The sequence below is a fragment of the Pseudomonas sp. NFACC43 genome (genome assembly GCF_900119645.1).
Classification (GTDB): domain Bacteria; phylum Pseudomonadota; class Gammaproteobacteria; order Pseudomonadales; family Pseudomonadaceae; genus Aquipseudomonas.
Genome location: NZ_FPKK01000011.1, coordinates 172,903 through 195,330 on the forward strand (window position 1 = coordinate 172,903; position 22,428 = coordinate 195,330).

The following is a 22,428-nucleotide window of genomic DNA, read 5'->3' on the forward strand; positions in this document are numbered from 1 at the left end:
CGCCCAGCATTCAATGACAGCCTGATGACACCCAGACCTTTTGTGCGCTGTGGTGCAGGATGCCATGGCGTCGGGCGAGGGCCTTGCGGTCCTTGCTGTAGCCGCCACCGATCACGCCGACCACCGGGATGTCGCGTCCCAGGCAGTGGCGCATCACGCTTTCGTCACGGGCGGCGAGGCCTTCGTCGGTCAGCTTCAGGTAGCCGAGGGCATCGTCCTTGTGCACATCGACGCCGGCGTCGTACAGCACCAGGTCCGGCTGGTAGAGCGGCAGCAGATAATTGAGGGCGTCGTCCACCACGCTCAGGTACGCGGCATCTCCCATTCCCATCGGCAGCGGGATGTCCCAGTCGCTGTGGGCCTTGCGGGCCGGAAAATTCTTTTCGCAGTGCAAGGAAACTGTTACCGCGTCCGGCGTGTCATGGAGTATTCGAGCCGTTCCGTCACCCTGGTGCACATCGCAGTCGAAGATCAGTACCCGCGAGACGCGACCGCTGGCCAGGAAATAACGACTGATGACCGCCAGGTCGTTGAAAATGCAGAAGCCGGCCGGGTGATCGTAATGGGCGTGGTGGGTGCCGCCGGCCAGATGACAGGCCAGTCCGTGTTCCAGAGCCTGTTCGGCCGCCAGCAGCGAACCGCCCACGGCGCGTACCGTGCGGCGGGCCAGGGCTTCGCTCCAGGGCAGGCCGAGCCGCCGTTGGTCTTCCCGAGACAACTCGCCCCCCATGTAGCGTTCGATATAGGCGCGGTCATGGGCCAGGGCCAGGATCTGCGGCGGACACAGGGACGGGCGCAACAGGTCCGCGTCGCGGGTCAGGCCGCTGTCCACCAGGTGATCGCGCAACAGGCGAAATTTGTCCATGGGAAAACGGTGTTCCGCCGGAAATTCGGGGCTGTAGTCTTCGTGATAGATCAGTGGCAGTGACATGGGTGTTTTCGGCGGCAATTGAGCAATGAATCCTACCAGCGATGTAGACTCTGAGCATGGAAAGGGAGTGAAGATGGAGCTGATACTGGAACTGGAAAGCCCGCGACTGTTGTTGCGGCAATGGCGCGACGAGGACCTGCCGGAATTCGCCGCCATGTCCGCCGACCCGCAAGTGATGCGCTATTTTCCGGCACCCCTGAGTCGGCTGGAAAGCGCCGCGCTGATCGGCCGGGTGCGGGGCCATTTCGCCGAGCACGGCTTTGGCTTGTGGGCCCTGGAGCGCAAGGACACCGGCGCCTTCATCGGGTTTACCGGCCTGGGCGTGGTCGGGTTCGACGCCCATTTCACGCCCGCCATCGAGATCGGCTGGCGCCTGGCCCGGGAGCATTGGGGCCTGGGCTATGCCAGTGAGGCGGCCTGGACGGCGCTGCGATGTGGGTTCGACCAGTTACAGCTGGAGGAGGTGGTGGCATTCACCGCCGTGGATAACCTGCCGTCGCAGAAAGTCATGCAGGCCATCGGCATGCACCATGACCCGGCTGATGATTTCGAGCATCCAAAACTCGCGGTCGGTCATCCATTGCGTCACCATGTGCTTTATCGCATCAATCGCGAGCAGTGGCTGGAAACCCTGCACGGTTAGCCGACACGGACGTTTACAATGCCCGCCAGAGTGGCCCGGGCCAACAATCGATCCACCGCCGCAGCACAGACTGCGCGGTATGTGCTGTGTGAGGAAAGTCTGAATGAGCCACGTGTTGGAAGATCTGGTCGACCTGCTGACCCTGGAACCGATCGAAGAAAACCTGTTTCGCGGTCGTAGCCAGGACCTGGGGTTCCGTCAGTTGTTCGGCGGCCAGGTGCTGGGCCAGTCGCTTTCGGCCGCCAGCCAGACCGTGGAAGAAGCGCGCCATGTGCATTCGATGCATGGCTATTTCCTGCGCCCCGGCGATGCGGCGTTGCCTGTGGTCTACCAGGTGGACCGGGTGCGTGACGGCGGCAGTTTCAGTACCCGTCGGGTCACGGCGATCCAGAAGGGCAATCCCATATTCACCTGCAGCGCCTCGTTCCAGTACGACGAGCAGGGCTTCGAACACCAGAGCACCATGCCCCAGGTGGTGGGGCCGGAAAACCTGCCGTCCGAACTGGAACTGACCCAGCAGCGCGCGCACCTGCTGCCCGAGCACATGCGCGAAAAACTGCTGTGCCCCAAGCCGATCGAAGTGCGCCCGGTCACCGAGAAAGACCCCTACAACCCGCAACCGGCCGATCCGATCAAATACGTGTGGTTCCGGGCCGATGGCGCCCTGGCGGACTTGCCGGCCCTGCACAAGTATTTGCTGGCCTATGCCTCGGATTTCGGTTTGCTGACCACCTCGATGCTGCCCCATGGCCGGTCGGTGTGGCAGAAGGATATGCAGGTCGCCAGCCTCGATCACGCTCTCTGGTTCCATGCCGATCTGCGCGCCGACGACTGGCTGCTCTATGCCATGGACAGCCCCTGGGCCGGTAATTCCCGCGGGTTCTCCCGCGGCAGCGTGTTCAACCGCGCCGGGCAACTGGTGGCCTCGGTGACCCAGGAAGGCCTGATCCGTCATCGCAAGGACTGGGCATGAGCCTGGCCGATGTGCGCCACTGGGTATTCGACATGGATGGCACGCTGACCGTCGCGGTGCATGATTTCGCGGCGATTCGCGTGGCCCTGGCGATTCCTCCCGAGGACGACATCCTGACGCACCTGGCGGCGTTGCCGGCGGACGAAGCCGCGGCCAAGCATGCCTGGCTGCTGGAGCACGAGCGAGACCTGGCGCTGGGCTCGCGGCCCGCCCCCGGCGCGGTCGAGCTGGTGCGCGAACTGGCCGGGCGTGGCTATCGCCTGGGAATCCTGACTCGCAATGCCCGGGAGCTGGCCCATGTGACCCTCGAAGCCATCGGCCTGGCCGACTGTTTCGCCGTGGAGGACGTGCTGGGGCGTGACGAGGCACCGCCCAAGCCGCATCCCGGTGGCCTGTTGAAGCTGGCCGAGGCCTGGCGCGTCGCGCCCGAGGCGATGGTGATGGTGGGCGATTACCGCTTCGACCTGGACTGCGGCCGCGCGGCGGGCGCACGGACGGTGCTGGTGAACCTGCCGGACAATCCTTGGCCGGAGTTGGCTGACTGGCATGCGCGCGATTGTTTCGAGTTGCAGCGCCTGCTTTTGGCTTGAGGAGGGCGGTCTCCTCGAGACTCATTGCCCGAACAACACCTTCAGTCCCTCAGGCGAAGTCAGCATCCCATCGCCGTCATGCCCCACCCCGGGTACTTCGATCAGCCGCTGGTTCAGGCCAACGGGATGACGTCGGGTCAGATAATCGAAGAAGAAGTGCCCGCGCAGCAGGCGATACGGGCCCTGGGTCTGGGCCTCGCAGCCTTTGTCCAGCGCCGGATGCTCCGGGTCGGTGTCCTGCTGTCCCAACAGATAGACGATGTCGCGCTTGATGTAATGCTCTTCCAGCTGGGCGGGCGTCTGCCCGGCGGCATAGGCGGGCAGGTTCTGCAGGCCATATTTCCACTGGTCGAAGCCGGGGCAACTGGCGGGGGCGAAGGCCATGGGCCGTTGCGCATCAAAATAGGCATAGGAAGACGGGTTGGCGACGACGAAGCGCGGGGAAATCCGGAACGGCCCCCGGGCGAGCAGGGCGTAGCGCTGGACCACCTGGGCCCCGCCGGAATGACCTGCGATGACGATCTCCTTCACGTCGGGAAACTGCTGCCGGTCACTGACCCGGGCCACGATGTCGTCGAGCACCTGGAAGGAGCTCAGCGGATGCGGCCCCGTGGACAAGCCGCCGGCCATCCATTCATTGCCTTGCCAGCGCAGGAGTTCGGCGGGCAGTTGGTGGCGCAGCACATCCTGTTCGTTGAGAAACTGCGGGGCGATGATCAAGGTCGTGGCCAGTTGCCCGGCCTGCCCGGCGGCTTTTTCGGCGCTGTGCAGATAGGTCTCGGCATTGCGCAGCCGGCCGTGGACGATGATCAGCACCCGTTGGATGGAGGCCGGAGGCGGGCCCACGGCCACGACCATGGCGCCCCCCTTGAGTTGCAGTCGCCCTTGAGCGACTGCGTGCACGGCGTGTTCGTCTGCCTGGGCGAGGGTGCCGCTCAGCACCAGCGCGATCAATGCGATCCACTTCATCTACAGGTTTTTCGCCGCGAAGGTGTCGCACTGGCTGACCTGGCCCTGGGCGAACCCGGCCTTGAACCAGCGCACCCGTTGCGCCGATGTGCCGTGGGTGAACGAATCCGGTACCACGCGGCCCTGGCCTTGCTGCTGCAATCGGTCATCGCCGATGGCATTGGCGGCGTTCAAGGCTTCCTCGACGTCTCCCGGCTCAAGCCAGTTCAGGCGCTTTTGCGCATGGTTGGCCCAGACGCCTGCCAGGCAATCGGCTTGCAATTCCTGACGCACCAGCAGACCGCCGTCCCCTTCCATCTGCCGACCTTGCTGGCGGGCTTCCTGGATTTTCGCCGACACCCCCAGCAGCGTCTGTACGTGGTGCCCGACTTCATGGGCGATGACATAGGCCTGGGCGAAGTCGCCGGCGGCCGCAAAGCGTTGGGACATTTCCTTGAAGAAGCTCATGTCCAGGTAGACCTGCCGGTCCGCCGGGCAATAGAACGGGCCGGTGGCCGAGGACGCCAGGCCGCAGGCCGAATTGACCCGACCGCTGAACAGCACCAGCTTGGGTTGCTGGTATTGCCGCCCGGCCTGCTGGAACACCTGGCCCCAGGTGTCTTCGGTGTCGCCGAGGATCGAGCGTACGAACTCCGCTTCTTCATCGTTCGCCGGTGGCGCCTGGCGGGTCTGGGAGGAGGGTGGTGCCGTCTGGTCCATCTGTCCGGCCAGTTGTCCGAGGATCTGCATGGGGTCCTGGCCGGTGATCCAGCCGATGCCGACGATCAGCAGGACGGCCGTCAGGCTCAGTCCCTTGCCACCGCCGAAACGCATTCCGCCTGAGCTGCCCCCATCACCACGGGCGTCCACCACGTTGTCACTGCGGCGACCTTTTTTCCATAGCATGTGGGAATCCTCTGATTGACCGTGTGCAGAGTGTTGTCGCTGGGCAGGTTTACCGCCAGTGCTCTCTGAAGCTTTCAGGCAACCATTGCCGGTTTTGGTTCATCGACACGAACCTCTACCCGGTTCCAGAATTTGAATTAAACTCCGCATATTTTAGAATCGACCAATCTTTCATCTGGAACCCCCATGGCCGGAAGTCAAATCGAACGGGTCTTCAATGTGCTGGAAAGCCTGGCCAGTGAACCTCGAGGCTGGCCGCTCCAGGGCCTGGCCGAAGAACTTCAGATACCGAAAAGCGCCACCCACCGCCTGCTCGCCGAGCTGATGCGCCTGGGTTATGTGCGGCAGAATCCCGAGAACCTGCGTTATCACGTGTCGACCCGGCTGGTCGCCCTGGGGTTTCGCTACCTCTCCCGTAGCGGTGCCGACATCGTGCAGCCAGTGCTCGATCGTCTGGCCCGGGAAAGTGGCGAACTGGTGCGCCTGGGCGTGATCGAAGGGGATCGCCAGACCTGGATCGCCAAGTCCCAGGGCGCACGGTCCGGCTTACGCTACGACCCGGACATGGGCCGTGAGGCTCCGCTGTCCTATACCGCGTCGGGACATGCCTGGCTGGCGAGCATGAGCGACGTCGAGGCCCTTGGGCTGGTGGAACGCCAGGCGGCGCCGGTACCGGCACAGGTGGGGCCGAACGCTCCGCGCAGCCCGGCTGAGCTGCTCGAATACCTGCGCAACGCCCGAGAGCAGGGGTACGCCTGTGTCGAGGAAAGCTCGGCGGTCGGTACGTCGGCCATTGCCGCCGTGGTGCGACATCCGTTGGACGGTCGGGTCGTCGGCGTGCTCAGCGTTGCAGGGCCCAGCGCGAGGATGACGCGGGCGCGGCTGCATGAACTGGCCCCGACCTTGCTGGCATTTGCCGAAGAGTTGTCGCAAGCGAGCCAGGCATCGGAGTTGTTCAGCTGAGTGCGTACTCGCAGGCGGGGCTCCGCATCGGCGTACCGACACGCCGTGTTTTCCATTTCACGCAACGCAGGGTATCCACATGACCGTCAGCACCCCGCTTTCCGGCGTCAACCAGGCCTTCAAGGGCATCCTGCTGATTGTCTGTGCCACCTTTCTGTTTTCCAGCCACGACGCCTTGTCGAAATACCTCTCGGGCTTCTATCCGATCGTCATGGTGGTGTGGGCGCGCTACGTGGTGCATACCCTGCTGATGGCGGGAATCTTCCTGCCGCGTTCCGGGCTGCGTGTCCTGCGCACCAGGCGTCCGCTGTGGCAGTTGGCCCGGGCCCTGTGCCTGCTGGGGACCAGCCTGTTTTTCACCACGGGGCTGCAGTACATCCCGTTGGCCGAAGCGACCGCGGTCAACTTCCTGGCCCCGGTGCTGGTCACCGCATTGTCGGTGCCGTTACTGGGCGAGCGGGTGACGCGAGGCCAATGGATCGCGGTGATCTTCGGCTTCATCGGCGTGCTGATCATTGTCCATCCCGGCGGCGACCTGTTCACCCCTGCGGTACTGCTGCCGTTCTGTTCGGCGCTGTTTTTCTGCTTCTACCAGCTGCTCACTCGCAAGCTCAGTGAGATCGACAGTCCGACCACCAGCAATTTCTTCGCGGGGTTGTGCAATACCATCGTGATGAGTGCGCTGGTGCCGTTCTTCTGGCAAGTGCCGAGCCTGCTCCATGGCGCGATGATGCTGGCGCTGGGGGCCTGCGGGATGACGGCGCACCTGATGCTGACCCAGGCCTTCCGTTTTGCCGCCCCGGCACTGCTGGCGCCTTTCGGATACTGCCAGATCGTGTTCGCAGGTCTGCTGGGCTGGCTTTTGTTCAGCCATACGCCGACCCTGACCACCGTGGCGGGGATCGTGCTGATCTGCTTGAGTGGGTTGGCGGCGGCGTGGCAGCAGCGGAGCAAGTAGATGCACCTGCCCGGAACGGGGAACGATGGGCTCTGTGGTGAGGGGATAAATCCCCTCGCCACAGAGTGGGGTGCCAGTCTCGATGGCTAATCAGTTTTCCAGGGTTGGCACCTTGCGCGGCGCCATGAAGTACATCCAGATCAGCGCAATGAAGTACATGGCGGGGATCAGGGTGAACAGCACGGTGTAGTTGTTATGGGTCACCGTAAGGATGTGACCCACCAGCTGGGTCATGAACATCCCGCCGATGGCGGCGCACATGCCGCCGAAGCCGAACACGGTACTCATCATGTGCTTGGGGGTGTAGTCCATCACCAGACTCCAGATGTTGGCGGTCCAGGCCTGGTGGGCGCCAATGGCCAGGGAGATGGCGAACACCGCCATCCACAGGTTGCTCGCACCGGCGGCCATGATCACGCCGACGATGCAGCAGGCGAACAGCAGCATGGAAACCAGCCGCGCCTTGATCGGGTCGAGGCCGCGGCCGATCAGGAACGAGGAGAGGATGCCGCCGCCCACGCTGCCGAAGTCGGCGGTGAGGTAGATGATGATCAGCGGGATGCCCATCTGGGTCACGTTGATGCCCAGGTTGTATTGCTGGTTCAGGAACGGTGGCAGCCAGTAGAGGTAGAACCAGAACACCGGAGCCGTGATCGAGTAGGCCAGGGCGAAGGCCCAGGTGCCGCGCATGCGCAGGATCCGGGAAAACGGTACGCGGACCTGGGGCGGTTCGACTTCGCGCTGGATGTAATCCAGTTCCGACTGTCTGACCGTGGGGTGGTCTTCAGGATTGAAGTATTTCAGGCCCCAGAACAGCAGCCAGATGCCGCCCAGCGCGGCCATGCACAGGAATGCGGCCTGCCAGCCCCATACGTGCAGCACCAGCGGTAGCAACATCGGGGTGAACATGGCGCCGACGTTGGTACCGGCGTTGAAAATACCGGTGGCCACCGCCCGTTCGCCCGCCGGGAACCACAGCCGCGTGGTTTTTACACAGGCCGGGTAGTTGGCGGCCTCCGTAAGGCCCAGGATGAACCGGCAGATCATGAAGCCCACTGCCGAAGTGGCCAGGCCATGAGCGCCGGTGGCCAGGCTCCAGAGCAGCACGGCGCAGAAGAACACGCGCTTGACGCCGATCCGGTCGATCAACCGTCCCTGCAGCACGAACCCTACGGCATAGCCCACCTGGAACCAGAAGTTGATGTTGGCGTAGTCCATCGCCGTCCAGCTCATTTCCTTGGCGAGGATCGGCTGCATGACGCCCAGGGCGGCGCGGTCGATGTAGTTGAGGGTGGTGGCGAAAAATACCAGCGCGAGCATGCCCCAACGGGTCTTGCCCACGGCCATGGCGCCGCGGATCTTGGCGCCGATGCCGCTGGTCGTGTCCCTCAGGCCGGCAGTCAGGAGGGAGCTTTGGGAAGGATTCATAGCATGTACCCGTTTTTGAAATTCTTATGGGTGAACGTATTGACCGTTGATTCCGACGGTCTGGCCGGCATCGACGTGGGGCCGATGGTGCGCAGTGGACAAAAAATCGTCAATTCGGTGATCGGCATTTCGTTCGATAATCGCACATAAAACTAACTGAATGGTACGTATTGAATTGCCGAATGAAGGGGGGCGTCCAATAATCGGCACACTAAAAAGGCGCCACGAGCGCTGTTCCAAGCGGCGCATTCTGTCGCCCATGCCTGTCCGGGAGCCCAAGCCATGCAGCGTTCCATTGCCACCGTTTCCCTGAGCGGTACCCTGCCGGAAAAACTCGAGGCCATCGCCGCCGCCGGTTTCGACGGGGTGGAAATCTTCGAGAACGACCTTCTCTATTACGATGGCAGTCCTCGGGAAATCCGGCAGATGTGCGCCGACCTCGGCATCGCCATTACCTTGTTCCAGCCGTTCCGTGATTTCGAAGGCTGCCGTCGCGATCGCCTGGCGCGCAACCTGGAACGAGCCGAGCGCAAGTTCGACCTGATGCAGGAATTGGGCACCGATCTGGTGCTGGTGTGCAGCAACGCCTCGGCCGACAGTGTCGGCGATGAGCGGATTCTGATCGATGACCTGCGCTTGCTGGCCGAACGGGCCGGCGCACGGGGTTTGCGCATCGGCTACGAAGCGCTGGCCTGGGGCCGGCACGTGAATACTTATCAACAGGTCTGGAACATCGTGCGCCAGGCCGATCACCCCAGCCTTGGCGTGCTGCTGGACAGTTTCCACACGCTGTCTCTCAAGGGCGATCCGCGGGCGATCGCCGAGATTCCTGGCGACAGGATTTTCTTCGTACAGATGGCCGACGCGCCGATCCTGGCGATGGATGTCCTGGAATGGAGTCGGCATTTCCGCTGCTTCCCGGGGCAGGGCGAGTTCGACTTGCCGGGCTTCCTGGCGCCGATCATCAAGAGTGGCTACACCGGACCGCTGTCCCTGGAGATCTTCAACGACGGCTTTCGCGCCGCGCCGCCACGGGCCAATGCCGCCGATGGCTTGCGCTCATTGTTGTACCTGGAAGAGAAGACCCGCCAGCGCCTGGCTGAAGAAGCCGCGCCCGCGAGCAATACCGATATTCTCTTCGCCACGCCGCCGGCCAGTGACTACAACGGCATCGAATTCCTCGAGTTCGCCGTGGACGACGCCCTTGGGGCCAAGCTGGCTCACTGGTTGGAACGGCTGGGCTTCGTCAAGGCCGGCCAGCATCGCTCCAAGAACGTCAGCCTGTTGCGCCAGGGCGATATCAACCTGATCCTCAACTGCGAACCCTATTCCTTTGCCCACAGCTTTTTCGAAGCCCACGGCCCCTCGCTGTGCGCCACCGCCCTGCGGGTCGACAGCAGCGCCAGCGCCCTGGCCCGGGCGGTGGCCTACAAAGGCCAGCCCTATCGCGGGTTGGTGGGGCCCAACGAGCTGGAACTGGCGGCGGTGCGGGCGCCGGATGGCAGCCTGATCTACCTGGTGGATCGGGGAACGGATGTCTATGCCACCGATTTCAACCTGCAACCCGGCGCGGTCATCGGGGCCGGGCTCAAGCGTATCGACCACATGGCCATGGCGTTGCCGGCGGACAGCCTTGACAGTTGGGTGCTGTTCTACAAGAGCCTGCTGGATTTCGAGGCGGACGACGAAGTGGTGCTGCCTGACCCCTATGGCCTGGTGAAGAGCCGGGCCCTGCGCAGTCGCTGCAGTTCGATTCGCTTGCCGCTGAACATTTCCGAGAACCGCAACACGGCGATCTCACATGCGCTGTCGAGTTATCGCGGTTCCGGGGTGCATCACATCGCCTTCGACTGCGACGACATCTTTGCCCAGGTCAGTCGTGCCAAGGAAGCTGGCGTGCCGCTGCTGGATATTCCCCTCAACTATTACGACGACCTGGCGGCACGGTTCGATTTCGATGACGAGTTTCTCAGCGAGCTGGCGTATTTCAACGTGTTGTATGACCGTGATGCCCAGGGAGGCGAGTTGTTCCACGTCTACACCGAGCCGTTCGAGGGACGCTTCTTCTTTGAGATCATCCAGCGCAAGAACGGCTATACCGGCTACGGTGCGGCCAATGTCGCGGTGCGGCTGGCGGCCATGGCCAAGTCCCGCAGCGGCGGTTTGCGGCACGCCAAGTTGTAGGTAAATCGTAACCGCGACGGTAAACGGCGACCCCGTGGCTTCCTTCACTGCACGGAGCGGCCCATAATCGCCAGCCTGTGCAGTGATGGCCGTGAGCCCACAATGACTATGAATTCAGAACTTCCCGCTGGACTCGACGAGCCTGTCGTCGTGCCGCGCAAGAGTCGCAAGAACAACCCGGAGAAAACCCGGGAGAACATTCTCCAGGAAGCCATCGTCGAGTTCGTCCAGCAAGGCCTGGCTGGTGCCCGGGTCGACGCCATCGCCGAGCGCATCCACACTTCCAAGCGCATGATCTACTACTACTTCGGCAGCAAGGAGCAGTTGTATGTCGAGGTGCTGGAAAAACTCTACGGCGACATCCGTAATACCGAGAGCCGCCTGCACCTGGCGGAGCTGGCACCGGTCGACGCGATCCGGCGCCTGGTGGAGTTCACCTTCGACCACCATGATCGCAATGTGGATTTCGTGCGCATCGTCTGCATCGAGAACATCCATAACGCCGAATACGTGAAACAGTCAGGCGCGATCAAGGCGATGACCAGCACGATCCTCGACTCCCTGGGTGTGATCCTGCGCCGGGGCGCGGAAGAGGGTGTGTTCCGCGCCGGTCTCCAGCCGCTGGATGTGCACCTGCTGATCAGTTCGTTCTGCTTTTACCGGGTGTCCAACCGCCAGACCTTTGGCGAGATCTTCCAGATCGATCTGTCGGACGAGAGGATCAAGCAGCGGCATCGCGAGATGGTCTGCGAGTCGGTGTTGCGCTACCTGCAACCCTGACCTCTTCTGGAAGCGAGCTTGTGTGGGAGCGAGCTTGCTCGCGATAGCGGTCGATCTAGCCACACTGATTGCGGCCAGCACACCCTCATCGCGAGCTCGCTTCCACAACTAATTTCCACAAGCAATTATCACCAGGCTTCAGTGATTCATGCTTTGGAAGTGCTCCAGCATCCGCTGCGCATCCGGGGCCACGCCACTGAACAGTTCGAATGCCTTGACCGCCTGGAACACCGCCATGCTGCCACCATCCAGGGTGCGGCAGCCCAGGGCGCGGGCGTTGCGCAGCAGTTCGGTTTCCAGCGGGAAGTAGACGATTTCCGCGACCCACAGATCGCCCCTCAGCAAACCGGCCGGCACCGGCGTGCCGGGCAGCTTCGCCATGCCCATGGGGGTGGTATTCACCAGGCCATCCGCCTCGGCCATGGCGCTGGCCAGATCGTGGCCGACCCGGGCTCGATCAGCGCCGAAGTGCTGGTTCAGGTTGTTCGCCAGGGCTTCGGCACGGCTGGCGTCCACATCGAAGAGGCTCAATGTCTGTACGCCTTCGGCCAACAACGCATGGGCGACAGCCGCACCGGCGCCACCGGCGCCCATCTGTACCACGCGTCGACGCGAAACATCGTTCAAGCCGCGGCGAAATCCTTCGGCGAACCCGAGGCAATCAGTGTTGTGCCCGATGCGCTTGCCATCCTTGAGCACCACCGTATTCACGGCGCCGATACCCCGGGCCTCGCAAGACAGCTCATCCAGCAGCGGGATAATGGCCTGTTTGCAGGGAAAGGTGATGTTCAAACCGGTAAAGCTCATGCGTTCGGCCGCCGTCAGCAGGTCAGGCAGGGCGCCGCTGTCGAGTTTCAACGCATCGAGGTCGATCAGGCGATACAGGTAGCGCATGCCCTGGGCATCGCCTTCGCGCTCATGAAGGGTCGGCGTGCGGGAAGCCTGGATGCCCGCACCGATCAGGCCGGCCAGTACGGTGGTGTTCGACATGCTCATTGCCCCTTCAACCGCTGACTGAAATGTTCCAGGGCCATCCGATAGCCCTGGCTGCCGAAACCACACAGCACGCCGATGGCCACCGATGAGACGAAGGAGTGATGCCGGAAGGCCTCCCGGGCATGGACGTTGGACAGGTGCACTTCGATCACCGGGACTTCACTGGCGACCAAGGCGTCGCGGATGGCGACCGAGGTGTGGGTCCAGGCCGCCGGGTTGATGACGATACCGGCGCAGCGGCCGCGGGCGCCGTGGATCCAGTCCAGCAGTTCGCTCTCCTGGTTGGTCTGGCGAAACTCCACCGCCAGGCCGAGTTCGTCAGCGGTGCGCCCACACAACGCCGAGATATCCGCCAGGGTCTCGTGTCCGTAGGTAGCCGGCTCACGGGTGCCGAGCAGGTTCAGGTTCGGGCCGTTGAGCACCAGAACGATCGGAGGCATCGCAATTTCTCCACATTTTTATTGTTGGCGTCGGCCGGGTTTCAGCCGCTGGAGATAAATTGTACTAGACGGTTAATTTGGTCAAACAAAGCCGACGTCATCGGCCATTAAGTGTTCGATGATCGAACAAAGGCCATTACCGGTTTGGCGGGGGGCAAATTGTGGCGAGGGGATTTATCCCCGCTCGAGCGCGCAGCGCTCGCAAGCTTTTGCAGGACTCAAGAGCTTGGGGCTGCTTCGCAGCCCAGCGGGGATAATCCCTTCGCCACAGGGTGGTCCTTCACCACAAGAGGAAGGACTTACCGTCGGGTCAACAACACCCCGGATTCCATATGATGGGTCCAAGGAAATTGATCGAACAACGCACAACGCACGATGCGATGGGTGTCGTGCAGTTGCGCGATATTGGCGGCGAGGGTTTCCGGATTGCAGGAGATGTACAGGATGTTCTCGAACCGCCGGGTCAGTTCGCAGGTGTCCGGGTCCATGCCGGCGCGGGGCGGGTCGACGAAGACGCTGCCGAATTCGTAGCTTTTCAGGTCGATGCCTTGCAAGCGGCGGAACGGGCGGACTTCGTTCAGGGCTTCGGTCAGTTCCTCGGCCGAGAGGCGCACCAGGGTGACGTTATCCACCGCGTTTTCGCTGAGGTTGCTCAATGCCGCGTTCACGGAAGTCTTGCTGATCTCGGTGGCCAGCACCTTGCGCACGCGGGTCGCCAGGGGCAGGGTGAAGTTGCCGTTGCCGCAGTACAACTCCAGCAGATCGTCGGTGCGATCTCCCAGTGCATCGTAAGCCCAGTTGAGCATTTTCTGGTTCACCGTGCCGTTGGGCTGGGTGAAGGCACCTTCTGGCTGGCGATAGCTGAACGTACGGCCGGCCACGTCGAGTTTTTCCACCACATAGTCATGGCCGATCACTTCCCGCTTGCCCTTGGACCGACCGATGATGCTCACGCTCAGGTCGCTGGCCAGTTTCGAGGCGGCTGCGTGCCAGTGTTCATCCAGGGGACGGTGATAGCACAGGGTGATCATCGCGTCGCCGGCCAGGGTCGTCAGGAACTCCACCTGGAACAGCTTATGGCTCAGCGGTGCGCTGGCTTGCCAGGCGGCCTTGAGTTGCGGCATCAACTGGTTGATGCGCAGGCTGGCGATGGGGAATTGCTCGATGAGGATCGGCGTGCGCTTGTCGTCCTGGGAGAACATCGCGTAATGCCGTTCGCCGGCTTCGCGCCACAGGCGGAACTCGGCCCGCAGGCGGAAATGCTGCAAGGGGGAGTCGAACACCTCGGGCTGCGGTGCATCGAACGGAGCCAGCAGGTCGCGCAAGCGAGCGACCTTGTCCTGGAGCTGGCCGGCGTAGGCCTGGGAATCGAAAGTCATGCGTTGAACCAACCCAACTTGATCACGAACAGAATCGACAGGATGACCAGCGCCGGGTTCAACTCACGGCCACGACCGGACACCAGCTTGATGGCGGTCCAGGCGATGAAACCGAAGGCGATGCCATTGGCGATGGAATAGGTGAACGGCATCGCCAGTGCGGTGATCACCACCGGTGCGGCAACGGTGATGTCGTCCCAGTCGATTTCCGCCAGGCCGGAGGTCATCAGCACGGCCACGAACAGCAGGGCCGGCGCGGTGGCGAAGGCCGGGACGCTGGCGGCCAGCGGCGAGAAGAACAGTGCCAGCAGGAACAGGACCGCCACGACGATGGCGGTCAGGCCGGTGCGGCCGCCGGCGCTGACGCCTGCCGCCGATTCGATGTAGCTGGTGGTGGTGGAGGTGCCCAGCAGCGAACCGGCCATGGCGGCGGTGCTGTCGGCGATCAGCGCACGGCCCATCTTCGGCATGTGCCCGTCCTTGCCCATCAGCCCGGCGCGCTTGGCGACGCCGATCAGGGTACCGGAGTTGTCGAACAGGTCGACGAAGAGGAAGGCGAAGATCACGCTGACCAGGCCGATGTCCAGGGCGCCCTTGATGTCCAGTTGCAGGAAGGTCGGGGCCAGGGACGGCGGAGCGGAAACGATGCCGCCGAACGGGGTGAAACCCATCAGGATCGAGACGATGGTCACTGCCAGGATGCCGATCAGCACCGCGCCGCGCACTTTCAGTGCCTCAAGGCCCACGATCAGGATGAAACCGAGGGTGGCAAGGATCGGCGCGGGCTGTTTCAAGTCGCCGAGGCCGACCATGGTTGCCGGGTTCTTGACCACGATGCCGGCGTTGTTCAGGGCGATCAGCGCCAGGAACAGGCCGATACCAGCGGCGATGGCCGAGCGCAGCGGCAGCGGGATGCTGTTGATGATCCATTCGCGGATGCGAAAGATCGACAGCAGGAAGAACAGCACGGCGGAAACGAAGACCGCGCCCAGCGCCACCTGCCAGGTATGGCCCATGTGCAGGACCACTGTATAGGTGAAAAAGGCGTTCAACCCCATGCCCGGCGCCAGGGCGATCGGGTAGTTGGCGATCAGGCCCATGACCGTCGAGCCGATGGCCGCCGCCAGGCAGGTGGCGACGAACACCGCGCCCTTGTCCATGCCGGTCTCGCCGAGGATGCTCGGGTTGACGAACAAGATGTAGGCCATGGCCAGGAAGGTCGTGACGCCCGCCAGGATCTCGGTCCGCACGTTGGTGTTGTGTGCCTTGAGTTGAAACAGCCTTTCCAGCATGTCTGCTCCCCGTGGCGCGCCGGGCGCCGTGAATGTATCGACCCCAACAGCAAAGCACAGGTCGCCGATGGCGCCCGTGAATTTGCTGCGGGTCGGAAAAAGCCGCGCATCATACCAGCAGGATGGCGTTATGGCTGCGATCGTCGCCGATGTTTTGCCAAGGCAATAAGTGGGCCATACTGCCCGCGGTTCCGGGAGATCTCTATGCATCGCATGAAAACAAACCTGGCGATTGCCATGGCTTGCACACTGGGCCTGTGGTGGCCCGCACAGGCGGCCAATGCCGCGTCGGCCGCGCCCTTGAGCGAGGTCAAGGTGCTCAAGGTCGAATCGCCGGCCTGTGGCTTCGAGGATATTTCGCAAGGACAGGCCCAGACCCGTTGCGACCATCGCGCGCCGAACATCAAGGTCTACGTGCTGGAGGTCGGCTATGGCCATCAGCCCCATGTCACGCTGGACGGCTTCGAGGTCGACGGCACTCGCTCGCCGGTATGCGCGTACAGCAACGGCAATCTCAACGATTGCACCGCCAGCACCAAGGTGGTCGGCTATCTGTACGTCTTCGACCTCAAGGACAAGCAGGAGGGCACCTTCAGTTTCAGCAACACCTCGATCAACGCACCGGGCAACCGCCTGTCGACCCAGTTGTACATCAAGTAATCTCGCCTGGCCGCGCAGGGCTGCCGAGGCTGCGATTTCCTTGCAAGGGCCCTGGGCCCGATCAAAAGATCGCCACCTTTGGCAGTGCCTACTAGGCTTTCAAGAGTCACCCAGCGGAGAGTCACCATGATGCCTGGAACCAGGATTCCCAGAGCCTTGATTGCCGTCGCCGAAGGCGTCGACGACCTGCAGGCGGTCACCCTGATCGATGTGTTGCGTCGGGCCCAGGTCGAAGTGGTCGTGGCGAGTATCGAAGGGCGGCGAATGCTCACCTGCGCCCGCGGTACCCGACTGACTGCCGATGGCATGCTGGTGGATATGCTGGTGCAGGATTTCGACCTGATCGTGCTGCCTGGCGGCATCATCGGCGCCCAGCACCTGGCGGCTCACCAGCCTTTGCAGCAGTTGGTCAAGGACCAGGCCGCCGCCGGGCGTTTCTTCGCCGCCGTCGCCGAAGCCCCGGCGCTGGCGCTGCAAGCGTTCGGTGTGCTGCGCCAGCGCCGCATGACCTGTCTGCCCGCCGTGAGTCAGCAATTGTCCGGATGCACCTTTGTCGACCAACCAGTGGTGGTGGACGGCAACTGCATCACCGCCCAGGGCTCGGCGGCCACCCTGGCGTTTGCCCTGACGCTGGTGGAACAGCTTTGCGGCAAGGGTGTACGGGCAGTAGTGGCGGCGGAGTTGCTGGCCTGAAGAATTTTCCTGGCGAGGGGTTTTATCCGCTGGGCTGCGAAGCGGTCCCGGGGTCGCTGGCAACAACATCGGCGAGCGCTGCGCACTCGATCGGGGCGCGATGTTTCGCTCAATCCCCTCGCCGCAAAAAACCATGGACAGCGACGTTCACTCTGACTGGCCGGCATCGGGCAAGTCCTGCAGGTCTTCGCAATCGCCTTGAACGCTCTGCCTCTCGCTGAAGTCGTACCCCTTATGACGGCGGTTTCCCAAAACGCCGCGTGTACGACCAACCGTGAGGTGTCCCATGAGCGCGACCCTGTCCGAAGCGACGCAGGCGTCCTTCGTCCATCATCCGATTCGCCTGGTACTCAACGGCCAGGCGCGTGAACTGCAAGTCTTGCCCTGGACCACGCTGCTGGACCTGCTGCGCGAGCAGCTGGACCTGGTAGGCAGCAAGAAAGGCTGCGACCACGGCCAGTGTGGAGCCTGCACCGTGCTGCGCGACGGTAAGCGGATCAACGCCTGCCTGACCCTGGCGGTGATGTGCGATGGCGCCGAGCTGACCACCATCGAAGGCTTGGCCGGCAATGGCCTGCTGCACCCCATGCAGCAGGCGTTTATCGAACATGACGCCTTTCAGTGCGGCTATTGCACCCCGGGGCAGATCTGTTCGGCGGTGGGACTGGCCAACGAAGGCCGGGCGCGCAATCGTGGGCAGATCAGCGAACTGATGAGCGGCAACCTTTGTCGCTGCGGCGCCTACAACAACATCCGCGACGCCATCGAAGAAGCCTTGCCGCTCTGTCCCCGCCCGGAAAACCAGAGGGACGATCAATGAATCCTTTCCAGTACAGCAAGCCCGACACCGTGCAGGCGGCCATCGACCTGGCGAGCCCGACCTCACGCTTCATCGCCGGCGGCACCAACCTGCTGGACCTGATGAAGGAAAACCTCACCCGCCCCGCACACCTGATCGACATCACTGGCCTGCCACTGGCAGACCTCAGCGAAACCGCTTCCGGCGGGGTGATGATCGGTGCCTTGGTCAGCAATGCCGACCTGGCCTGGCACCCTTGGATCGAGCGCCGTTATCCACTGCTCTCCCAGGCGATTCTGGCAGGCGCATCGCCCCAGTTGCGTAATATGGCGAGCACCGGCGGCAACCTGTTGCAACGCACCCGTTGCTACTACTTCTATGACGCCGGCGCACCCTGCAACAAGCGCCAGCCCGGCAGCGGCTGTCCGGCCCGGAACGGCTTGAACCGGATCCACGCGATTTTCGGCGCCAGTGACCAATGTGTCGCGACGCATCCCTCCGACATGTGTGTCGCCCTTGCCGCGCTGGAAGCGGTGGTGCATGTCCTGGGCCGGGGCGGGGCGCGGACCATCGAGTTCGCCGATTTCCATCGCCTGCCCGGCGAGGCACCGGAGCGGGATAACCAGTTGGCCGACGATGAGCTGATCACCGGGATCGAATTGCCCGCCGCCGGTTTCGCCGGGCATAGCCATTATCTGAAGATCCGGGACCGTGCTTCCTACGCCTTCGCCCTGGTCTCGGTAGCGGTGGCGCTGGAGTTGGACGGGCCGATGATCCGCGAGGCGCGCCTGGTGCTGGGAGGCGTGGCCCACAAGCCCTGGCGCGACCGTGCCGTGGAGAATTGGCTGCGGGGCCAGGCCGTGAGTCGCGAGACCTTCACGGCCGCCGCCGATGCGCTGCTGCAAAACGCCGAGCCGCTGGAACATAACGGCTTCAAGGTCAGACTGGCGCGTCGGGCGGTTGTCCGGGCCCTGAGCGACGCCGCATTGGGAGGGCAAAGCCGATGAACACTTCGAGCAGATCCATGGGGCAACCGCTGGACCGGGTCGACGGCTTGCTCAAGGTCACGGGGCAGGCCCGCTATGCTGGCGAATACCCCGAGGACGGCCTGCTGCATGGCAGCGTCGTCTCTGGTACGATCGCCCGCGGCCGGGTGGTGCGCATCGATGCGTCCCGGGCCTTGGCGCTGCCCGGCGTGGTGGCGGTGATCGACCATACCAACCGCCCGAAGATCGCCAGCTACGACGAGCCCTACCAGGACGCCGATGCGGCGGACGGTTCGCCGTTCCGGCCCCTGTTCAACGATCAGGTCCTGTACAGCGGGCAACCCTTGGCCCTGGTGGTCGCGCAAAACCTGGAACTGGCCCGCTACGCCGGTTCGCTCGTTGAAATCGAATACGAGGCCCAGGAGCATCAGACCGACCTGGCCATCCTGCAAAACGAAGCCCATCCGGCGCCAGCCGAACTGCCCAAGCCCCGTGGGAATTTTCAGGGCGAATATGCGAGTGCAGCCATCAGTGTGGATGTCTCCTACAGCACCCCGGTGGAGCATCACAATCCGATGGAGCCCCATGCTTCCACGGTGCTGTATCAGCCTGACGGCAGCCTGCATATCCACGACAAGACCCAGGGCACGCAGAACTGCCAGGCTTATGTGCAGAAAGTCTTCGGCCTGGAGAAAGAACAGGTGCGGGTGTTCGCCGCCTTTGTCGGTGGCGCTTTCGGCTCCGGATTGCGACCCCAGTATCAATTGCCCCTGGCGGTGATGGCCGCGCTGGCGCTCAAGCGATCGGTGCGGGTCAGCCTGACGCGCCAGCAGATGTTCACCTTTGGCTACCGGCCACGGACCTTCCAGCGCCTGCAGTTGGGCGCCGCGGCCAACGGGCGTTTGCTGGCAGTGGCCCACACCGCCATCGGCCAGACGTCGCGTTTCGAAGACTTCACCGAACACGTGGTGGAATGGAGCGGCATGCTCTACCACTGCGACAACGTGCAGTTGACCTACAAGCTGGCGCCACTGGATGTCTACACGCCACTGGACATGCGCGCTCCCGGTGCGGCCCTGGGTTTGATCGGCCTGGAGTGCGCCATGGATGAACTGGCTTGCGCACTGGCGATCGATCCGGTCCAGTTGCGCTTGATCAATTATGCCGAGCGTAACGAGAACGAAGGCAAGCCGTATTCCAGCAAGCAATTGCGTGAGTGCTACGCCGAAGGTGCTCGCCGGTTCGGCTGGGGCCAACGCAATCCGGAGCCGCGCAGCATGCGCGAAGGCCGGCAACTGGTGGGCTGGGGCATGGCCAGTGGTGTCTGGGAAGCGATGCAACAGAAAGCCAGTGCCCGTGCATCCCTGGACGCCGAGGGCAAATTGACGGTCAGCAGCGCCACCACGGATATCGGTACGGGCACCTATACGGTCATGACCCAGATTGCCGCAGAGACGTCAGGCGTTTCCCTTGAAGATGTCACCTTTGTCCTCGGTGACTCCTCACTGCCGACCGCGCCGTTGCAGGGTGGCTCGTTCACCGTTTCGTCGGTGGGCACCGCGGTGCAACAGGCGTGCGCAGCCTTGAAGGAAAAGCTGCTGGCGGTGGCCCGACAAACCTGTCCGGACTTCAGCGGCGCGACAATCGAGCAAGTGACGTTCGCCGACGGCCAGCTTCGCCTGGGCGAAGCCAGCGTGTCCTTGGCGCAGTTGGCGCGCGACAGTGGCGAGACGCCGCTGCAGGCACAGGTCAGCGCCGAGCCGGATGAAAAACGCCAGGCTTATGCCACCGCGACGCATTCGGCGGTGTTCGTCGAGGTGCTGGTGGATGAAGACCTGGGCACGGTCAAGGTCAACCGGGTGGTGAGTGCCATCGCCGCCGGGCGGGTGATCAACCCGAAGACCGCCCGCAGCCAGATCCTGGGTGGCGTGGTGTGGGGCGTCGGCATGGCCCTGCATGAAGAAACCCTGACCGATCATGCCCTGGGCCGGCCCATGAACCACAACCTGGCCGAGTACCACGTGCCGGTCAATGCCGACATCGGCGACATCGACGTGGTGTTCGTCGATGAGCACGACGAAATCGTCAACGCACTGGGTTCCAAGGGCGTTGGCGAAATCGGCATCGTCGGTGTGGCGGCGGCCGTGGCGAATGCGATCTATCACGCCACCGGCAAGCGGGTGAGGGATTTTCCCATCACGCTGGACAAACTGCTCTAGGCTCAGTAAGCAAAAGGCCTGCGCGACGATCATGCAGCGTTTAAAACCGGCTCGCCTGATCGCCGCCCGGCGACTTTTCGCAGGGCCTAGTCCTTCGGCTCGTGCATCCGGTCGCGGTTGGCCAGGGTCGGGAACAGCTTGATCCACACGCCAGTCACCAGCAGCGTGCCGACCCCGCCCATGGCCACTGCCGGCACGGTGCCGAACCAGTGGGCGGTGAGACCGGACTCGAATTCGCCCAACTGGTTCGAGGCGCCGATGAACAGGCCATTCACCGCACTGACCCGGCCGCGCATTTCATCCGGAGTTTCCAGTTGTACGAAGGAGGCGCGGATCACCATGCTGATCATGTCCGCCGCGCCCAGGACCACCAGCACCGCCAGGGAAAACCAGAAGGAAGTGGAAAGGCCGAATGCGATGGTGGCCACGCCGAACACGCCTACGGCGGTGAACATCACACGGCCGACCTTGCGTTCCACGGCGAACCGCGCCAGCCACAGCGACATCAGCAAGGCGCCCACCGCCGGCGCCGAGCGCAGCAGGCCCAGGCCCCAGGGGCCGGTCAGCAGAATGTCCTTGGCAAACACCGGCAACAAGGCCGTCGCGCCTCCCAGCAGCACCGCGAACAGGTCCAGGGAGATGGCCCCGAGGATGTCCGGGCGGCTGCGAATGAAGCGAATCCCGGCCAACAATGAATCCAGGGTGGCCTTGCCTTTGTTCAATGGCGTCTGGCGGGCGGGCAGGTTGAGCATCAGGCAGCAGGCGATCAGGTAAAGCACCACGGTCGGTACGTAGACCCAGACACTGCCAAAGGCGTAGAGCAAGCCTCCCAGCGCCGGAGCGACGATGGTGGCCGATTGCTGGGCCGATTGTGCGGCGGCCACGGCACGGGGGAAGAGCTCGGCAGGCACGATGCTGGGCAGCAACGCCTGGGTGGTCGGCATTTCGAAAGAGCGGGCGGCCCCCAGCAGGAACGCGAGGATGAAGATCATTTCCCGGGTGACCTGGTCGGTGGCGCTGCCGATGACCAGTGCCAGGGCGATCATCGCCTGCACTGTCTGACAGATCGCCGCGACCTTGCGTCGGTCATAACGGTCGGCCACATGACCGGTGTGAAGCATGAACAGCACCCGTGGCGCGAATTCCACCAAGCCCACGAGCCCAAGGTCCAGGACATTGCCGGTCAGTTGGTAAAGGTTCCAGCCTATGGCGACGGTGAGCATCTGGAAGCCGCTGGCAGTGAAGATCCGGGCCAGCCAGAAGGCGATGAAGGGGCGATGGTGACGGAGCAGCAAGGGCGCTTGGCTGGGCATCTATGACGGGTCCGGTGATGAGGGCATCGAGATTATCACCAAGCTGTAACCGGAAGTTGCGGTTGCCGGAAAAAATAGTTAGCCAAGCATCAATCTTCCACACGCCACCGCTTTCTGTGGGCGAGGGGATTTATCGTGGCGAGGGGATTTATCCCCGTTCGAGTGCTTAGCACTCGCCAACTAGCTGAAATGGATGGGGGCTTTCTCGCAACCCAGCGGGGATAAATCCTCTCGCCACAAGGGACTTCACCATGCCCACAGCTCTGATCGGGCACTGAGACAACCTGTCACGCGACAAAAGACCACGCCGTTCATCGGCAATAATGCGACTACTCTTTGAGCATTGC

At 63.2% G+C, this 22,428-nt stretch carries 22 protein-coding genes; 13 read left to right on the forward strand and 9 right to left on the reverse strand.

Annotated features, from left to right (window positions below):
- Positions 1 to 10: 10 nt before the first annotated feature.
- Positions 11 to 931 (reverse strand): histone deacetylase family protein, encoded by a 921-nt coding sequence (locus tag BT179_RS19365; protein WP_072395942.1) that lies wholly within the window; start codon positions 929 to 931, stop codon positions 11 to 13.
- 73 nt (positions 932 to 1,004) lie between these two features.
- Between BT179_RS19365 and BT179_RS19370 the strand changes: the two genes are divergently transcribed.
- The 3 genes from BT179_RS19370 to BT179_RS19380 all read left to right on the forward strand — a co-directional run bounded on the left by BT179_RS19370 (position 1,005) and on the right by BT179_RS19380 (position 3,137).
- Entirely contained in the window at positions 1,005 to 1,574 is a 570-nt protein-coding gene (locus BT179_RS19370; RefSeq protein ID WP_072395944.1) for a GNAT family N-acetyltransferase, read from the forward strand.
- 103 nt (positions 1,575 to 1,677) lie between these two features.
- Positions 1,678 to 2,547: an acyl-CoA thioesterase II gene (tesB, locus tag BT179_RS19375; protein ID WP_072431385.1), complete on the forward strand. Its 870-nt coding sequence runs from the start codon at positions 1,678 to 1,680 to the stop codon at positions 2,545 to 2,547.
- Positions 2,544 to 3,137 carry an HAD family hydrolase gene (locus BT179_RS19380; RefSeq protein ID WP_072395948.1) on the forward strand — a complete coding sequence of 198 codons (594 nt, stop codon included), beginning with the start codon at positions 2,544 to 2,546 and terminating at the stop codon, positions 3,135 to 3,137. Before tesB ends, BT179_RS19380 begins: the two co-directional genes overlap by 4 nt.
- A 21-nt stretch (positions 3,138 to 3,158) precedes the next feature.
- On the opposite strand, the gene BT179_RS19385 is transcribed toward BT179_RS19380, so the two are convergent.
- Together BT179_RS19385 and BT179_RS19390 are read right to left on the reverse strand one after the other, a co-directional pair.
- Complete coding sequence (locus BT179_RS19385; RefSeq protein ID WP_072431384.1) at positions 3,159 to 4,106, reverse strand: alpha/beta fold hydrolase; 948 nt, start codon at positions 4,104 to 4,106, stop codon at positions 3,159 to 3,161.
- Positions 4,107 to 4,991 carry a KPN_02809 family neutral zinc metallopeptidase gene (locus BT179_RS19390; RefSeq protein ID WP_072395952.1) on the reverse strand — a complete coding sequence of 295 codons (885 nt, stop codon included), beginning with the start codon at positions 4,989 to 4,991 and terminating at the stop codon, positions 4,107 to 4,109.
- Between the two features lie 186 nt (positions 4,992 to 5,177).
- On the opposite strand from BT179_RS19390, the gene BT179_RS19395 reads away from it, so the two are divergent.
- Positions 5,178 to 5,954 carry an IclR family transcriptional regulator gene (locus tag BT179_RS19395; RefSeq protein ID WP_072431383.1) on the forward strand — a complete coding sequence of 259 codons (777 nt, stop codon included), beginning with the start codon at positions 5,178 to 5,180 and terminating at the stop codon, positions 5,952 to 5,954.
- Positions 5,955 to 6,033: 79 nt separating this feature from the next.
- Entirely contained in the window at positions 6,034 to 6,912 is an 879-nt protein-coding gene (locus BT179_RS19400) for a DMT family transporter (protein ID WP_072395974.1), read from the forward strand.
- A gap of 90 nt (positions 6,913 to 7,002) precedes the next feature.
- Here the strand turns inward: BT179_RS19400 and BT179_RS19405 are convergent, their stop codons facing one another.
- On the reverse strand, positions 7,003 to 8,340 hold the full coding sequence (locus tag BT179_RS19405) for an MFS transporter (protein ID WP_072395995.1): 1,338 nt from the start codon (positions 8,338 to 8,340) through the stop codon (positions 7,003 to 7,005).
- Positions 8,341 to 8,343: 3 nt separating this feature from the next.
- Between BT179_RS19405 and BT179_RS26795 the strand changes: the two genes are divergently transcribed.
- From BT179_RS26795 to BT179_RS19415, 3 genes are all read left to right on the forward strand, one after another.
- Positions 8,344 to 8,490 (forward strand): hypothetical protein, encoded by a 147-nt coding sequence (locus BT179_RS26795; RefSeq protein WP_156682195.1) that lies wholly within the window; start codon positions 8,344 to 8,346, stop codon positions 8,488 to 8,490.
- Positions 8,491 to 8,622: 132 nt separating this feature from the next.
- Positions 8,623 to 10,524, forward strand: a complete 1,902-nt coding sequence (gene quiC / locus BT179_RS19410; protein WP_072395997.1) for a 3-dehydroshikimate dehydratase QuiC — start codon at positions 8,623 to 8,625, stop codon at positions 10,522 to 10,524.
- Positions 10,525 to 10,626: 102 nt separating this feature from the next.
- Positions 10,627 to 11,304, forward strand: a complete 678-nt coding sequence (locus tag BT179_RS19415) for a TetR/AcrR family transcriptional regulator (RefSeq protein ID WP_072395999.1) — start codon at positions 10,627 to 10,629, stop codon at positions 11,302 to 11,304.
- A gap of 138 nt (positions 11,305 to 11,442) precedes the next feature.
- On the opposite strand, the gene BT179_RS19420 is transcribed toward BT179_RS19415, so the two are convergent.
- The 4 genes from BT179_RS19420 to BT179_RS19435 all read right to left on the reverse strand — a co-directional run bounded on the left by BT179_RS19420 (position 11,443) and on the right by BT179_RS19435 (position 15,411).
- Complete coding sequence (locus BT179_RS19420; RefSeq protein ID WP_177305131.1) at positions 11,443 to 12,294, reverse strand: shikimate dehydrogenase; 852 nt, start codon at positions 12,292 to 12,294, stop codon at positions 11,443 to 11,445.
- Positions 12,295 to 12,296: 2 nt separating this feature from the next.
- Entirely contained in the window at positions 12,297 to 12,740 is a 444-nt protein-coding gene (gene aroQ, locus BT179_RS19425; protein ID WP_072396011.1) for a type II 3-dehydroquinate dehydratase, read from the reverse strand.
- 299 nt (positions 12,741 to 13,039) lie between these two features.
- Complete coding sequence (gene trmA / locus BT179_RS19430) at positions 13,040 to 14,119, reverse strand: tRNA (uridine(54)-C5)-methyltransferase TrmA (protein WP_072431382.1); 1,080 nt, start codon at positions 14,117 to 14,119, stop codon at positions 13,040 to 13,042.
- Entirely contained in the window at positions 14,116 to 15,411 is a 1,296-nt protein-coding gene (locus BT179_RS19435) for an NCS2 family permease (protein ID WP_072396015.1), read from the reverse strand. The genes trmA and BT179_RS19435 overlap by 4 nt, the downstream gene beginning before the upstream one ends.
- A gap of 213 nt (positions 15,412 to 15,624) precedes the next feature.
- Between BT179_RS19435 and BT179_RS19440 the strand changes: the two genes are divergently transcribed.
- The 5 genes from BT179_RS19440 to BT179_RS19460 all read left to right on the forward strand — a co-directional run bounded on the left by BT179_RS19440 (position 15,625) and on the right by BT179_RS19460 (position 20,768).
- The gene (locus BT179_RS19440; protein ID WP_072396100.1) at positions 15,625 to 16,071 is read left to right on the forward strand and encodes a DUF4879 domain-containing protein; all 447 of its coding nucleotides are present in this window, start codon (positions 15,625 to 15,627) and stop codon (positions 16,069 to 16,071) included.
- A 126-nt stretch (positions 16,072 to 16,197) separates the two neighbouring features.
- A complete protein-coding gene (locus BT179_RS19445) occupies positions 16,198 to 16,764 on the forward strand; it encodes a DJ-1 family glyoxalase III (RefSeq protein WP_072396017.1) in 567 nt (188 codons plus the stop codon).
- 286 nt (positions 16,765 to 17,050) lie between these two features.
- The gene (locus BT179_RS19450; protein WP_072396019.1) at positions 17,051 to 17,584 is read left to right on the forward strand and encodes a (2Fe-2S)-binding protein; all 534 of its coding nucleotides are present in this window, start codon (positions 17,051 to 17,053) and stop codon (positions 17,582 to 17,584) included.
- Positions 17,581 to 18,570, forward strand: coding sequence for an FAD binding domain-containing protein (locus BT179_RS19455; protein ID WP_072396021.1), 990 nt, complete (start codon positions 17,581 to 17,583; stop codon positions 18,568 to 18,570). Before BT179_RS19450 ends, BT179_RS19455 begins: the two co-directional genes overlap by 4 nt.
- Positions 18,567 to 20,768 carry a xanthine dehydrogenase family protein molybdopterin-binding subunit gene (locus BT179_RS19460; protein WP_072431380.1) on the forward strand — a complete coding sequence of 734 codons (2,202 nt, stop codon included), beginning with the start codon at positions 18,567 to 18,569 and terminating at the stop codon, positions 20,766 to 20,768. Before BT179_RS19455 ends, BT179_RS19460 begins: the two co-directional genes overlap by 4 nt.
- Positions 20,769 to 20,854: 86 nt before the next feature.
- Here the strand turns inward: BT179_RS19460 and BT179_RS19465 are convergent, their stop codons facing one another.
- Entirely contained in the window at positions 20,855 to 22,081 is a 1,227-nt protein-coding gene (locus tag BT179_RS19465; RefSeq protein ID WP_072431379.1) for an MFS transporter, read from the reverse strand.
- Positions 22,082 to 22,428 lie beyond the last annotated feature (347 nt).